The sequence below is a fragment of the Methanocorpusculum sp. genome, from assembly GCF_030655665.1.
Lineage (GTDB): Archaea > Halobacteriota > Methanomicrobia > Methanomicrobiales > Methanocorpusculaceae > Methanocorpusculum.
Genome location: NZ_JAUSPQ010000011.1, coordinates 1 through 14,726, shown reverse-complemented (window position 1 = coordinate 14,726; position 14,726 = coordinate 1). Strand labels below are relative to the sequence as shown.

Genomic DNA, 14,726 nt, shown 5'->3' with positions numbered 1-14,726 from the left:
GCCGAAGTTTTCTGCGATGACGGCGAGTGCCTCATCCCAGGTTGCTGGTACTTGTTTTCCGTTCTTTTTCACGAGCGGAGTCTTTAACCGGTCGGGTGAGTTGATGAACTCAAAGCCGAATACACCTTTCGGACAGAGTTTTCCCTCATTGACCGGAGAGCGCTGACACGGCTGGGCATCAATAATTTTGCCATCCTTCACGACAAGGTTGAAGGAGCAGCCGGTCCCGCAATACGGGCAGGTTGTTGTTACGTACTTTATTTCCATAGATAAAACCTTTTTTTGTGCCCCAATTTCACACCTTTTGATAGCTATGCCATCCGTGCACACCTATCCTAGTTTGGGGGGGACAGTTAAAAATCTAAAATACAACCTATTAAAATGCATGCCAACTTGTCTTTTTATTTATATACTTTGATGTGAGATAATTTTATGATATTAAGATTCCCATCTAGGACATATCAACCGTTTAATATTTACATATTCATAATGATAAATAGTGTAAAATTCCTGCGCGCGAATAAGTTAAGTTAACCGCGTTGCCAAACGTGGTCGTCGGCGCAAATCTTTTTTGGATACATCTATATTTGGGAAGGGTGGGGAAAACTAAAATCCCCCAATTAATACATCGATTATATATTTACCCCGGGAGATGTATTCACATGGATACATATGTGTGGAGCGTTGAGCTCCCTCCGGAAAAAGGTTCAAATTATATTGCTGTGGATTATGTGATAAATGATCTCGGGATCTTTGCAAAAACCGAGCAGAGATCGAAAAAGAGCGGGAAGACCGCCCAGTTATGGGGGTTCAGGGCCGGGAAAAACAAAGTAAAAGGGACCGATTATCTGGCACAGATACAAGGTAGACAGGCTCTTCTCTGGCAAAAGGTCACTGAGGTGATACCAGGTGATCAGCAGATAACTGTTCGGGGAAATAGCCAGACAGAGATCGTGATCTTCTGTTCACCTGAGAATTTTTCGGATGTCATGGATATGATCGGGCAGATGATCGGATCTCACCCAGCCGAAAAGGGACCGAGCCTTGACGCGGCCGGCTGGTTGTGCTGGGAGCAGGATGAAGACTGGGAAGCAGGTGAATCTCTGGAAGAGATGGTCGAAGCTGAACGAAACGGGAGTGAACGTTTCATCGAGGACGAGATCCTTGCAGATACGGTTCTATGATAGAAATGAATATATCTCATCATACGTAATAGGAGAGGATTATGGGTGCATTTATCGATAGCCTGAAAACCAGTGCCAAAGTCGGCGCTGATGAAGTAAAGAAGTCAATGAGAATCAACCAGCTTCAGTCGGAAATCAGCCAGCTGGAGAAGAAGCAGAACGATATCTATGCCAGTATCGGCAGGATGGCAGTCGAGTCTGATGGTTTATATAAGTTTGGGGATGTTGGAACGGAACTCGCCGGACTGCAGGATGAAGCTGCTACAAAGAGAGCTGAGCTCAATGAGCTGAAACCCCCTGCAGAAGGATCAGCAGACGGCGGGGATGGTTTTTGCAAAAACTGCGGTACAAAGTACACGGCAGGAACCAAGTTCTGCAGCTCCTGCGGTGCGAAACTCACCTGATCTTTTTTGGATGGGGATGTGGATGTAGAAGCCCATACATACCCATTCCTTTTCCCAGCCGATTCCACCGATATTTCTGACTGGTGTGCGGGTGATACTGGGGATAGGCGATACCAATGAACACCAGGGCTATTCCTGCATACTGGATCCAGGAGACCGACTCCCCAAGAAACAGAACGGCACAGATAATAGCTGCCGGGAGCTCCGAAGAGCTGAGGATCGTTGTTGCTCCTGTTGAGATCCTCGGCGCAGCGATCGCGAAGAGGAACATCGGCAAAACACAGCCGATCGAGCCTAGGATGATACCATACTGCCAGATACCTGTGGCGAAAGTGCCTTGGATGAAGTAGGCAGGTGTAAAGAAAACTGTCATGAGCAGGAGCGAACAGCTGAGGATAAGAAAACTTCTGTTCAGCGGGTGCATCCCGATCTCGACCCTCCCGAGCATGAACATATACAGTGCATACATCAGGGCAGAGATGAGAGCGAAGATCACGCCTGCCGGGTCAAGCGGCCCTTCCAGTCCGGCGAAACCTGCAGCAAGGAAGGTACCGATAACCAGGATCACGACTGAGATGACCATCTTCGGCTCCGGGAGCCGCCGTTCGGTGATTGCCTGGATCACGACACCCATCCAGGTGAACTGGAAGAGAAGGATCCCCGAGATGTAAGCAGGCACAGTCTGCAGAGAGAGACAGAAAGTCACGGTAACGAGGGCGATGCAGGTGCCGGAAAGTGCTAAGCCCGGTACACGGCGCAGAAGCGGCCTGGCGTTTTTCGCGGGCATGATCGATTGTTTTTTGATGTGCTTGAAGATGATGAACCCGGTGACGAGGAAAAACAGGATCAGCCACCCGTAAAAGTACTGGCTCATAACCACATCATTCCAGGAATATCCGGCAGCATATGCTGCTTTTATCGTGGGCGATGAGGGTCCATAACAGCAGCCTCCAAGGAAAACAAGGAGGGGGAATATAAGCAAACGCAGGTCCATTTCAGTCCCTTATTATTTGCGGTTCAAACGGATTAAGACAACAGGTGACCCAAAAATCTTATGAAAAACGTCGTAAAATCGTGCTTTTTTCGAGCAATAAAAGGGTTTTTTTGATCTCTGGGTCAGGTGAGAATCCGCCGACACTTCCATCGGCTGTGATGACCCGGTGACACGGCACGATCAGCGGCGTGGGATTTCGTGCCATAGCGTTCCCGACCACGCGCGGGTGTGTCCCGGCGACCTCGGCGATCTCTCCGTAACTTCGTGTTTTTCCGTACGGGATATCCGACACTGCTCGATAGATTTTAGCATACGTCCCTTCGCCTGACACCGCAGATGAGGTCAGCGGAGTGAACATAGTTCCTTTTCCCGCAAGGAACCTGGTAAACTGTACCGGGACCGGACCCTCAGGTGCCGTTCTAACGAATCTGACTCGATGGATCACTGTCCCATCATAATCGACCGCGACCTTCCAGAGTCCAAAACTACATGCGCCCTGAAGCATCACTTCCCCACTTTGCAAGCTTGCTTTTCACCGTGTCCACATCACACTCCATAAGTTCATCCTGCATCCAGGGGGAAAGACCGCTGAAGATCTCGCCATCCAAAAACCGCTGGTCACCAAGGATCAGAACACCGCGGTCGCTTTCGGTTCGAAGGACACGCCCAAGTGCCTGCATCGATTTGTTGATCGCGGGAAGGGTGTAGGCGATGAACTCCCCTTCCGCTCCGAACTTTCGCCGGTAGTAGCTGTTGACCATCCGGCGAACCGGGGTGAACGGAGCAAGCGGGAGCCCGATCACGAGGGCCGCGGTCAGCTGATCGCCCCGATAGTCCAGCCCTTCGCTCCATTTTCCGCCGCAGACGGCGAAAAGGATCCCGGACTTATGCTTTCCGGGGAGGGAGATGAACTCCTTCAGCGCCTCGTTCGCCTCGTCGGACTCACGCGGTTCGATGAAGACCTGTTTGTTTCGGATCCTGCTTATGCATGCTTCGGCGAACCGGCTCTGCAACTGATAGGAGGGAAAGTAGACTGCGATGTTTCCCGGGAGTTTTGCAAAAGCAAGTATATATTCAGTGATCGCCTGCGTGTTCTCGGCGTTCTGCCGTTTGGAAAATGCCGTGGTGATGTCCCGTGTTCCAAGAACCATCCTGTTCTCTTTTGGAAACGAGTTTGCGAGCGAGAGGGTTTTGACCGGCATCCCGCCGAAGTAGTATTTTTTGTATGAACTGACCGGCGAGAGTGTGCCGCTGATCAGAATGGTCGCTGCGTGTTTGGAGACGAGCTCCTGAAGCCGATTGGCCGGGTCGATGTTCCTGACCTCGAGCGTGATGACCTCGGTGTCTTTGGTGTAGACAGTCAGGAATGACGGATCGGTCGAAGATCGATAGAGCCGGATCAGAAACTCGCAGAGTTTTTCGATCGCCGACTCACGGTAATCGCCCCGCTCGATCCCGCGGTCCCGCATCGCTTCTTTGATGGCAATGATGTCTTCGAGCATCGCCTCGGGTTTTTCGTAGAGTGAACCTTTGATGATGAACCGGTTGAAGATCTGCGGGTCGAACCAGTCCTCGGCCTCGTTCGAACGCTGGAGTCCGTCGATGAACTCTGCGATCCGGGGGAGTATATGGCGGACGGCTTCGGAACCGCGGACTTTGTCGCGGAGCGAGGCGACTTCGTTTGCCGCGGCTTCGATGTCGGTATCCCTGATCTTTATGCTCTGGATCGTCTGGATGACGTCGCCTAAGTTGTGGGCTTCGTCAAGGAGGAGCATGACGTTATGTTCCTCGCACTGGAGATTGACATACAATTGTTCCCTGATGTCGTCGTTGAAGAGGTGATAGTAGTTACAGATGATGACGTCGGCTCCTTTGGCGGCCGAGAGCATGAGGTCGTAGGGACAAACTTTGCCTGCGAAATTCAGGAGTTCACTCGGCCGGACGATCTGTTTCTGGGCGATCTCGGATTTTCGCCTGAGTTCAGGCGATGGGATCATCCGCCTGCCTCCTTCTTCGCCTTGGATGAAGACTCTGCTGTTGACGAAGTAGGGGCATATCAGGGGATGTTCTCTGTCCTGTTTTCTGATCTGGTCGAGGATCACTTTGTCGGTCGCGGGGTCGAAGGAGCCGCGGTCGGCCCTCTGCTGCATAAGGGAGGAGGTGAATGCTTTGACGCCTTCGCATCTCCGGTACACGTCCCCGTATCCCCCGAGCGGGCACATGTTTCCTTTCCCGATGAGGTAGACGAATTTGAGGGTCGGCTGTTTCTTTTGCCTGATGAGGTCGAGTTCCCTGATGAAAATCTGGAGCTGGGAGATGGTTCGAACGGCGACGAGGATCTTTCGTCCGTTGGCTTTGGCAAGGAGGCTTGCGATCACGCTGGATTTTCCGCTTCCGGTCGGTGCGTCGATCAGAAGGATACCGTTTTGTTCGGCGGTTTTTTCTACCTCCTCGAGCATTTCCTTTTGGTTTTTCCGGTAGGTTTGGTAGGGAAAATAGTCAGCGGTGTCTGCCATGAGTAATGTATTATGTGTCTGGACCCATATCTATTAAGTATGCCTCTTTCGACCCAGACCAAAGATCAGATACTCGCACTTCTCGCAACGGTGGAGGTCTGTTCTCTTGAGGGAAGTTTTACCGGGTCAGAGAAGATCATCGCGCCGGATGTCATTGTGTTTGCTCCGGGTCTGGAACATCACGGCCGTGAGGGTTTTTCTCCCAAGCCTCTGACGTTTAGCGGGATGGATGTGAAGGGTGAGGGCGTGATCGCCTGGGTATCGGGCGAATGTACGTATGGCGGGGTCGCCAGCCGATTCACGGCGGTGCTCCGGGGTACGGGGCATGCTTGGGAGCTTGTTCAGCTGCATATCGCGTGAACGCTTTCCAGAGGAAAAAGTACCCAATCTATATTATTAATACGAAGATCGTTCTATGCTGAATCATTAAGGGGAGGTTCAGTATGACGGATCATCAAAGAGCAGCGTTTGTATGTGCGGTGACGGGAAGCGTTTTGCTGTGGATCCCGATAGGTTTGATGATAGTGACCGCTATAATTGGGTCAATATCTGCCGGGAGACTGCTAATGGATTATTTTATGCCGGCCGAGTTGTTTTTCCTTGTTTTAGCGGGATGGATCCTGCTGGTCGTCGGTTCGGTGCTATCGCAGAGAACGAGGATCCCGGTGGTGATTATTGGATTAGTAGCATTTGGGCTGTTGATTGGATGCCAGCTTATTGCAGTGATGAGCGGGTTGTCTTCGGGCGCGATTCCGGCTGAAGGTTTTATCTGGTATCTGGTGCTTGGCATGCTGATCCTCTATGATGTTCTGGTGATCGTGCTGGGCATTGTCGGCATTCGCCTTTCGCATGCGGTGAAGACGGGGGAGTGATTTTTTTGTGGGTTGTTGTCTTCCAAATTTATCCCCTTTTCCCTCGATTTTCGTAACCCATCTCTCTCAATGAGACCCCCATTTTTCGCATCAGTCTGGGCATTATCGCACCGCGCGGTTTGGGGTTTATATTCCCCTATACCGATACTTACATGGAATGTCGGAACTCATGCGAAAGATTGAGCTGGCAACCAGCTCGCAATTCTTCGATCAGACGGGACGAAACGAAGGAAAAATCCATCAATGCACCCCGATGCGTATCCTTCTCGAAGGCACCTGCTCTTTTGACTGTGCCTACTGTCAGGTCTGCACCAAAAGGACCGGCATCCACTTCACTCCCGAAGAACTTGCCCACGGCTTTCTCGAACTCCACCGTCAGGGAAAAGTCGGCGGTCTCCTTTTAAGCACTGGGATCCCCCGCGGAGACATTGACCTCGGCATGGAAAAACTCACCGAGACCGCAAAAATCATCCGGAGTTCAGGATACAACGGATACCTTCATCTCAAGGTCCTTCCAGGTGCTAGCCGCACCGACATCGTCGAAATGGCAAAATATGCCACCCGACTCAGCATCAATCTCGAAGCTCCCGGTTCATCTTATCTTTCCGAACTTGCCACCGTCAAAGATTATGCATCCGATCTCCTGACCCGGCATAAATGGCTTGCCGAGATCATGCCCGGCAAACACTCCACCCAGTTTGTCCTCGGAGCCGCCGGAGAAACCGACGCGGATCTCTTCAAGACGGTCATGACCAGTTATGAAAAGTACAACCCTGCAAGGGTCTACTACTCTGCATTCTACGCTGTAGCCGGCACACCTCTTGAAAATCATGACAACACCGCTCTCTGGCGTGCAAACAGATGGTATCAGGTCGACGCCCTCCTCAGACTCTACGGATATGACAGAGCCGAGACATCTCCAGTCTTCGACGAAAACGGCATGCTCATGAACACCGATCCCAAAATACTTCTCGCAAAAAATCTTCCTGAAGTGGACCCGGCAACCGCAGAGTTCTCGGAACTTTTGCGTGTGCCGGGCATCGGTCCCGTGAGTGCCGGTGCGATTCTCAAAACGCGGGAGGGAAAGAATATCACAAACCCGGACGTGCTCCGTGAATGCGGTGTAATCATGAAACGGGCGATGCCGTATTTATCGCTCGGAAAATATAAGCAGACGACACTTGCCTCATGGGGATGAAAACCCCCTTTTTTCATCATGGACAAACAAAGCTATTTGTCCCTACAGGAATAATGAATTAGTGACTTTTTAATAACACATAAGGAGAGGAACATGAACAAAACCATTATCACCGTCGTTGGAAAAGATGCCGTCGGCATCATTGCAAAAGTATGCACATATCTGTCAAACAATCAGATTAACGTCGAAGACATATCCCAGACCATTGTGCAGGGATACTTCAATATGATGATGATCGTTGATACGAGTAAATCTGCGGTATCGTTCGGCGACATGGCACGCGAACTTGAGCAGATCGGAGTCGAGACCGGAGTCCACATCAGATGCCAGCGCGAAGAAATCTTTGAAAAAATGCACCGGATTTAAAGAAATCATGATTAATATTTTAGAAGTAAATGAAACCAATAAGATGATCGAGCAGGAAAAGCTCGATGTCAGAACGATTACGCTCGGGATCAGTCTTCTTGACTGCTGCGACACGAATCTGGATGCACTCAATACGAAAATATATGATAAAATCACGCGTGTGGCAAAGGATCTGGTCTCTGTCGGTAAAGATATCGAGCGCGAGTATGGTATCCCAATCGTCAACAAGCGTATCTCGGTGACCCCCATCGCCCTCGTCGGCGGGTCGGCATGCAAATCCCCGGAGGATTTCGTCACTATCGCAAAAACGCTGGACAGAGCCGCAAAAGAGGTCGGGGTCAACTTCCTTGGAGGATACTCGGCGCTCGTATGCAAAGGAATGACACGTGCTGATGAGAATCTCATCCGGTCGATTCCCCAGGCACTTGCATCAACTGAGCGTATCTGCAGTTCGATAAATATCGGTTCGACGAAAACCGGTATCAATATGGATGCAGTCAAACTGATGGGCGAGATTGTAAAAGCAACCGCTGAGGCAACGAAGGAGAACGGATCCCTCGGATGCGCAAAACTCGTCGTGTTATGCAATGCTCCTGATGACAACCCGTTTATGGCCGGGGCATTCCACGGTGTGACCGAAGGGGACGCGGTCATCAATGTAGGTGTCAGCGGTCCGGGCGTGGTAAAGCATGCTCTCGAAGCGGTACGCGGCGAAAACTTCGAAGTGCTTTCTGAAACCGTGAAGAAGACGGCGTTCAAGGTCACCCGTATGGGGCAGTTGGTCGCTCTGGAAGCATCGAAGAGGCTCGGGATTCCGTTCGGTATCGTGGATCTTTCTCTTGCCCCAACCCCGGCAGTCGGTGACAGTGTCGCCGAGATTCTGGAAGAGATGGGACTCGAATCCGTGGGTGCCCCAGGTACAACGGCAGCTCTCGCACTTTTGAACGATCAGGTGAAAAAGGGCGGTGTTATGGCAAGTTCGTATGTCGGCGGACTTTCCGGAGCATTCATCCCGGTCAGTGAAGACCAGGGTATGATTGATGCCGTGCTCAGAGGCGCCATTACCATTGAAAAACTTGAGGCAATGACCTCGGTATGTTCAGTCGGTCTTGATATGATCGCAATTCCGGGAAATACACCGGCAACAACGATTTCCGGAATCATCGCCGATGAAGCCGCAATCGGAATGATAAACCAGAAGACAACGGGTGTCAGACTGATTCCGGTTATCGGAAAGGATATCGGAGACATCGTGGAGTTCGGCGGTCTTCTCGGCTATGCCCCAGTACAGGCAGTGAATAAGTTCTCGTGTGCAGATTTCATTAACCGCGGCGGGAGAATTCCGGCACCGATCCACAGTTTCAAAAACTGATTTTTTGGCATCATGCCAATTCTCCTCCTCATTTTGAAAAGAGCAAATCCCTCTCATACCTAACTGAAAAAGGATTCATATGAGTGATCTTGAAACATATCCGCTTTCCTTTTATTTTCCATAATCGACAGATACTATCTATACCAAGAACAGGATTATTCAGCACCCGTTGGGGCTGGTCAGGTTCAAAGCCTTCATACGTATTCAGAACTAACTTGTATAGTATTATGTGCTTAGAAGAGGTGAACCCGGATGGAGATGGTGATAGCAGATATGCTGAGGGGTTACCTCCTTCGCGGTCACCGGGAATTTTTTACCGGGCTTTGGACACTGATAATTAGTGTCAGTCTTTCTTTCATTGCGGGTATTTATCTTGGTTTTGTAAGTGCTGTTCTGCTTCTTATCCCGGGACTTATGGTGCTTGTCACCCCCTCAATAAATATGCGGGGAGCGATAGCCGGCATCCTTACGTCACGATTGTCTTCTTCAATGCACCTCGGAGCATTCGAGACAAAGTTCGGAAGGGATACGGAGCTTGGCGATAATCTGCGATCCTCGATCATCCTGACGGTGATCATCTCGGTCGTTCTGGCGATATTTGGCAAGATCATCTGTTTGCTGACTGGAACTGAGGTGATCGGCATTGTTGAGATGGTCATCATCTCGGTCATATCAGGGACCCTGGCAGGTATCATCGTTACAGCTGTAGGCATCCTGATCTCGGTGATCTGTTACCGTAAGAGCTGGAATCTTGATATGGTCGGAGCTCCAGTGGTAACCACGTTTGGCGACATCATGACCCTGCCGTTTCTGGTTGGAACCGCGATCGTGGTGATGCAGCTCCCATTTATTGGAAAGGCCGTTCTTGGGATCATTGTACTTGTGCTGATCATCTGGGCGATCATATCTATGCACTGGGCAACAAAAACAATGAAGGACGTTCTGCGTGAAGGTCTGCCTCTTCTTACCCCCCTTTGTCTGCTGGGCATCATAGCTGGTGTTTTGTATACGAATCAGCTGGAAGGTCTGATCGCAGCTGCCTCCGTTTTGATCCTCATTTCTCCTTTTATGAATGGATGCGGATCGATCGGCGGGATCTTGACCTCACAGATCGGGACAGAAATGCATATGGGGCTCGTAGAGGCGAAAGGTATCCCGCAGGGCGTTGTGTGGCGACATTTTTTCGCGAACTATGTGTATGCCCTGCTCCTCCTCCCGCTTATGGGCATACTATCTCATGCAGCCGCAGTGCTATGCGGGATCACGACGCCGGGACTCTTGCCGATGATCCTACTCTCTCTGACAGCGGGTCTTATCGTGGTAACAGTGCTGAATCTGCTTGGCTATTATACCGCTGCCGTTACCTATCGTCTTGGGTATGATCCGGATAATTTCGGTGTTCCGGTCATGACAAGTTCGATCGATCTGATCGGAGCAACTGCCTTGATCCTTGTTATGGCAGTAATGTTTGTGTAATGGAATGCGAAAAATTCTCAGTTGAGCAGAGAGAGTTTTGCAAACTGATTTCTATTTTTGGGAACTCTGCCTCTGATATACCGGGGAAAAACAGCAGATCACTCGGATCCTACTCATGGAATATTGCTAAAAAAAGGAAAAATTGGGGGTTAGTAGGTGTAAACGATCGAAACCGTTGCCGTTGTTTTGATCTCACCGGATTCGATGGTGGTCCGTGTTCCGGCAGCTGCTTCGGTCTTCAGTAAGGAGACATCCATGTTCGTGTAGGAGACTGGCGTGTAGCTCTGACCTACATTGATGGTCCCGGTTCCCGAGATCTTCAGACCAAGTGCGGAGGAAACTGAATCTGCATCGGCACGTGCTGACTTGACAGCCGAGAGGATCGCAGCGTTTCTCTCAATGATCAGCTTCGCGTCCGAAAGACCGAACTGGAGGCTGTTCACAGAGTTTGCTCCTGCGGCGACTGCGGCATCAATGTATGATCCTGCTTTGTCGACATCGTAGGAGATGATCTGGACAGTGTTCGTTACTTTGTAGACTGTGGTACCATTTGCCCACAGGCTCGGATTATACTCGCTTGTTACATAGGAGTAGATGTTGTAACCGGTCGTCTGGATGTTTGAGTCTTTGATGCCGGCATTCTTGAGTGCGGCAACTACTTTTTCCATCAGTGCAGCATTTTCGCTCTGGGCGATTTTTGCATCAGGGTTTTCGGTCTCAACGCCGAAGCTGATCGTTACTTTATCCGGAGAGGTAGTAGATAACCCGTATCCGGAAACGAGGATCACTTTGTCGGTCTGGGTGTCTTCTGCTGCCGCAGGGATAGCGAAGAGTGCAAAGACCACAAAGAGAAGGAGGATTGCAAGTACATTCTTTTTCATTTGTATCACTACAGTAATGCTCGTTATTATGACATATACCTATCCAAAACTACGAAAAAATTGGTAACTATGATTCTCCATCCTGCGCGCCCAATGATTTTCTGTATTGTAAGCCTATAAATAACATTCTATGCTTCCGATTTATATTGCCCCCAACCATACTTTAAATAGAAGTTGGGAATGACATATATTTATAACAGATTAGGAAGTGAAAAATGTCAGACAATATTAAAATCTCATTGATTGTGCAGGAGGCAGACCGCAGTGAAGCGGGATCCGGATATGCGAGAATAAACAACGACGTCATGGCAAAACTCGGCGTAGAGTCCGGCGACTTTATCAAGATCACCGGAAAACGCATCGGCGCAGCCAAAGTCATGCGTTCTTCTGTATCAGGATCCGGTGGAATCGCTATCGATGGTTATACACGTCAGACAGCCGGCGCCGGTATCGGTGATACCGTCGTTATTGAGAAGGTCATTCCAAAGACCGCTGCAAAGATCACGCTCCAGCCGGTCTCCCAAAGCATCCGTCTCGACAGCCGGGCGCTGGAACAAACGATCCAGAGCAAATTCGCCGGCAGACCGATCACCAAAGGTCAGATCCTGACCTTCGGGTTCCAGACCAAATCGGAGGACCCATTCTTCTCGGGCTGGGGCGGATTCTCCAACTACAACACCGAGTATGTCGACTTCGCCGTATCGGATGTCTCACCGGGCGATGTAGGGATCATCGGCTCGGAGACGACCGTCATCTACAAAGACAGTGTCTATAAAGGTGAGGATGCACCCAAAGGAAAATCCGCAGGAAACCTCCATTACGAGGATATCGGTGGTCTTGGCAGAGAGCTGTCACTCGTTCGCGAGATGATCGAGTATCCGCTCAGACATCCGGAGGTCTTTGAGAAGCTCGGGATCGAGCCGCCAAAAGGAGTTCTTCTCTACGGTCCGCCGGGTACAGGAAAAACCCTGATCGCCCGTGCGGTGGCAAATGAGGCTGGAGCTTACTTCGACACCATCTCCGGCCCTGAGATCATCTCCAAATTCTATGGTGAATCCGAGGAGAAGCTCCGTGAGATCTTCGAAAAGGCCGAGGAAAACGCACCTTCGATCATCTTCATCGACGAGATCGACTCGATCGCTCCAAAACGTGAGGAGTCGAAAGGCGAGGTCGAACGCCGTGTCGTTGCCCAGTTGCTTTCCTTAATGGACGGCTTAAAGAGCCGCGGGAAAGTCATCGTAATCGCTGCAACGAACCTTCCCGACTCGATCGACCCGGCACTTCGCCGCGGCGGACGCTTCGACCGTGAGATCGAGATCGGTGTGCCCGACAAAGAAGGAAGACGTGAGATCCTGCAGATCCATGCAAGAAACGTCCCCATGTCGGAGAATGTCGATCTGGTGAAATATGCAAACACCACCCACGGATTCGTCGGAGCAGACCTTGCTTTGATGGTAAAAGAGGCGGCAATGCATGCTCTCAGGCGGGCATTCCCCGGGATGAATCCCGACGAGGAGATCAGCACCGAGAAGCTCGAAAACCTGAAAGTCACCGCCGAGGACTTCGAAGCATCCCTGAAAATGGTACAGCCAAGCGCCATGCGTGAGGTCCTCGTCGAAGTCCCGGATATCCACTGGGCCGATGTCGGCGGGCTCGACACTGTCAAAGAAGAACTGCAGCAGGCGGTCGAGTGGCCGCTCAAATACAGAGAGGTCTACAAACAGTTCGCCACGAAATCCCCGAAGGGTTTCCTGATGTATGGGCCGCCCGGGACCGGCAAAACGCTGCTCGCGAAGGCGGTCGCAAACGAGTCGGAGTGCAATTTCATTTCGGTAAAAGGACCGGAACTCATGTCGAAATGGGTCGGCGAGTCCGAGAAAGGCATCCGTGAGATCTTCCGAAAAGCCCGGCTTGCCTCGCCTTCGATCATCTTCTTCGATGAGATCGACTCGATCGTTCCACGCAGAGGAAGTTACGAAGGCTCCTCCCACGTGACCGAGAGTGTGGTCAGTCAGTTCCTGACAGAACTCGACGGACTCGAAGAGCTGAAAAACGTCATCGTGATCGGGGCGACCAACCGTCCTGACATGATCGACCCTGCCCTGCTGAGACCTGGGCGTCTTGAGCAGCACATCTTCGTCCCCCCGCCGAACCGCGAAGGAAGAAGGCAGATCTTTGATGTTTACATCAAAGAGATCAGCTCGATGCTTGCCGAAGATGTGGATCTGGATGCACTCGTCGACAAAACAGAAGGGTTCGTGGGTGCCGACATCGAGGCACTCGTTCGTGAGGCAAAAATGGTCGCGATCCGCGAGTTCGTGAAGGTGATGGCAGGTCACGAAGCGGCTGAGATCACGCTTGCAGTATCGAGTGTTAAGGTCTTCGGGAAACACTTCGATGCCGCGTTGAAGCGTGTCCGACCCTCACTCGACAAGGCAGGCAGACGGAACGCCGAAAGAAGTTCCTGGCAGTACAGATTCAACGAAGAGGAGAGAAAGACCCTCGAAAAGGGTATTTCTATCCTGGATATCGCCGAATACAAGGATGCGGAACTCACCCCAGAACTCCGTGAACTTGATGAACTGCTGATGTCCCAGCAGAAAGACTTTAGCAGAATCAAAGAGATAATTAAGAACGCAGATGCGTGAAGAGAGAAATCTCTTCACCTCGGAGAAACAGAATGCCGGAAACACCAGATGACGCATACAGGGAATTATTGGATATCATCCACAAAATATTGATCAATCACGTCTCTGAAGAAAGTGGGGGTAAACTTCCGCCGGTCGTCGGTGTGAAGTTTGTCCTTGCCGGCGGTAAGATCCATCTGACACCCGATGAGGTCCACAATAAGACGATCCCAATCGAGATGTTTGAGGATAAGGGAACAGTGATCATCCAGACAGAACTTCCCTCAGAATGTCAGGATGATTTCTTTATCGCCTATCAGGACGGGAAACTCCAGCTCAATGCCGGCACGAACCGTGAATACTCAGCAGTGATCCCGGTCGCCGGTATCGACCCGTCACAGACCCAGACACATCTGAAAAACGGTGTGCTGGAGATCATCTGTTACAAGAAATTAGCACAGCTGGCTGAGCAATAAATCTCTCAGCCCTATTTTTTTATTTTTATATAGGACTTACGCGGTGTACTCTTAAATCAAAAAAACTGACGTACGTATGAGATGCGCTTCGATTTCGTGTACGGGGATATTTTTGATACATGAGAAATAACCAACCGCGAATCGGCGCGAATCTCGCAAGCCTTTGGCTTGCTCTCAGAATCGGATTTGCTTATCCTCACTTTCGCAATCCAGCTTTGCTGTCTTGCTCATCCCTCATCGGAAGCGTTCGGGCAAATCCTGTCGCCGCCCCAGCGGCTTCCAATAATAATTTCTCCGCTTCTTTTTCATTAAAAACTCCCAGAATATTTCTCTCACAGGAGCCGCTGGGGCGGCGACAGG

15 protein-coding genes are annotated in these 14,726 nt (G+C 50.7%); 10 read left to right on the top strand and 5 right to left on the bottom strand.

The window, feature by feature from the left end; translation table 11 throughout:
* Positions 1-267: molybdopterin-dependent oxidoreductase (locus tag Q7J08_RS09445; RefSeq protein WP_304910803.1), on the bottom strand; the 267-nt coding region annotated here is incomplete at its 3' end.
* 395 nt (positions 268-662) lie between these two features.
* Between Q7J08_RS09445 and Q7J08_RS09440 the strand changes: the two genes are divergently transcribed.
* Positions 663-1,184: a hypothetical protein gene (locus tag Q7J08_RS09440; protein WP_304911445.1), complete on the top strand. Its 522-nt coding sequence runs from the start codon at positions 663-665 to the stop codon at positions 1,182-1,184.
* A 41-nt stretch (positions 1,185-1,225) separates the two neighbouring features.
* Entirely contained in the window at positions 1,226-1,588 is a 363-nt protein-coding gene (locus Q7J08_RS09435; protein ID WP_304911444.1) for a zinc ribbon domain-containing protein, read from the top strand.
* Here the strand turns inward: Q7J08_RS09435 and Q7J08_RS09430 are convergent.
* Genes Q7J08_RS09430 through Q7J08_RS09420 form a run of 3 tightly spaced genes read right to left on the bottom strand, consistent with a single transcriptional unit; the run spans position 1,581 to position 5,098 of the window.
* Positions 1,581-2,582, bottom strand: a complete 1,002-nt coding sequence (locus tag Q7J08_RS09430; RefSeq protein ID WP_304911443.1) for a DMT family transporter — start codon at positions 2,580-2,582, stop codon at positions 1,581-1,583. The genes Q7J08_RS09435 and Q7J08_RS09430 overlap by 8 nt on opposite strands.
* Positions 2,583-2,640: 58 nt before the next feature.
* Entirely contained in the window at positions 2,641-3,087 is a 447-nt protein-coding gene (locus Q7J08_RS09425; protein WP_304911442.1) for a methylated-DNA--[protein]-cysteine S-methyltransferase, read from the bottom strand.
* Positions 3,068-5,098: an ATP-dependent DNA helicase gene (locus Q7J08_RS09420; RefSeq protein WP_304911441.1), complete on the bottom strand. Its 2,031-nt coding sequence runs from the start codon at positions 5,096-5,098 to the stop codon at positions 3,068-3,070. Before Q7J08_RS09420 ends, Q7J08_RS09425 begins: the two co-directional genes overlap by 20 nt.
* 12 nt (positions 5,099-5,110) lie before the next feature.
* Between Q7J08_RS09420 and Q7J08_RS09415 the strand changes: the two genes are divergently transcribed.
* From Q7J08_RS09415 to Q7J08_RS09390, 6 genes are all read left to right on the top strand, one after another.
* The gene (locus tag Q7J08_RS09415; protein ID WP_304911440.1) at positions 5,111-5,458 is read left to right on the top strand and encodes a hypothetical protein; all 348 of its coding nucleotides are present in this window, start codon (positions 5,111-5,113) and stop codon (positions 5,456-5,458) included.
* Between the two features lie 83 nt (positions 5,459-5,541).
* Positions 5,542-5,970, top strand: coding sequence for a hypothetical protein (locus tag Q7J08_RS09410; protein WP_304911439.1), 429 nt, complete (start codon positions 5,542-5,544; stop codon positions 5,968-5,970).
* A 157-nt stretch (positions 5,971-6,127) separates the two neighbouring features.
* Entirely contained in the window at positions 6,128-7,168 is a 1,041-nt protein-coding gene (locus Q7J08_RS09405) for a radical SAM protein (protein ID WP_304911438.1), read from the top strand.
* Between the two features lie 93 nt (positions 7,169-7,261).
* Positions 7,262-7,534: an ACT domain-containing protein gene (locus Q7J08_RS09400; RefSeq protein WP_304911437.1), complete on the top strand. Its 273-nt coding sequence runs from the start codon at positions 7,262-7,264 to the stop codon at positions 7,532-7,534.
* Positions 7,535-7,541: 7 nt separating this feature from the next.
* A complete protein-coding gene (locus Q7J08_RS09395; RefSeq protein ID WP_304911436.1) occupies positions 7,542-8,906 on the top strand; it encodes a PFL family protein in 1,365 nt (454 codons plus the stop codon).
* 252 nt (positions 8,907-9,158) lie between these two features.
* The gene (locus Q7J08_RS09390) at positions 9,159-10,382 is read left to right on the top strand and encodes a magnesium transporter (RefSeq protein WP_304911435.1); all 1,224 of its coding nucleotides are present in this window, start codon (positions 9,159-9,161) and stop codon (positions 10,380-10,382) included.
* A gap of 149 nt (positions 10,383-10,531) precedes the next feature.
* Here the strand turns inward: Q7J08_RS09390 and Q7J08_RS09385 are convergent, their stop codons facing one another.
* Complete coding sequence (locus Q7J08_RS09385) at positions 10,532-11,263, bottom strand: SIMPL domain-containing protein (RefSeq protein ID WP_304911434.1); 732 nt, start codon at positions 11,261-11,263, stop codon at positions 10,532-10,534.
* Between the two features lie 215 nt (positions 11,264-11,478).
* Between Q7J08_RS09385 and Q7J08_RS09380 the strand changes: the two genes are divergently transcribed.
* Positions 11,479-13,911, top strand: coding sequence for a CDC48 family AAA ATPase (locus tag Q7J08_RS09380; protein WP_304911433.1), 2,433 nt, complete (start codon positions 11,479-11,481; stop codon positions 13,909-13,911).
* A gap of 32 nt (positions 13,912-13,943) precedes the next feature.
* A complete protein-coding gene (locus Q7J08_RS09375) occupies positions 13,944-14,366 on the top strand; it encodes a hypothetical protein (RefSeq protein WP_304911432.1) in 423 nt (140 codons plus the stop codon).
* The last annotated feature ends 360 nt before the right edge of the window (positions 14,367-14,726 follow it).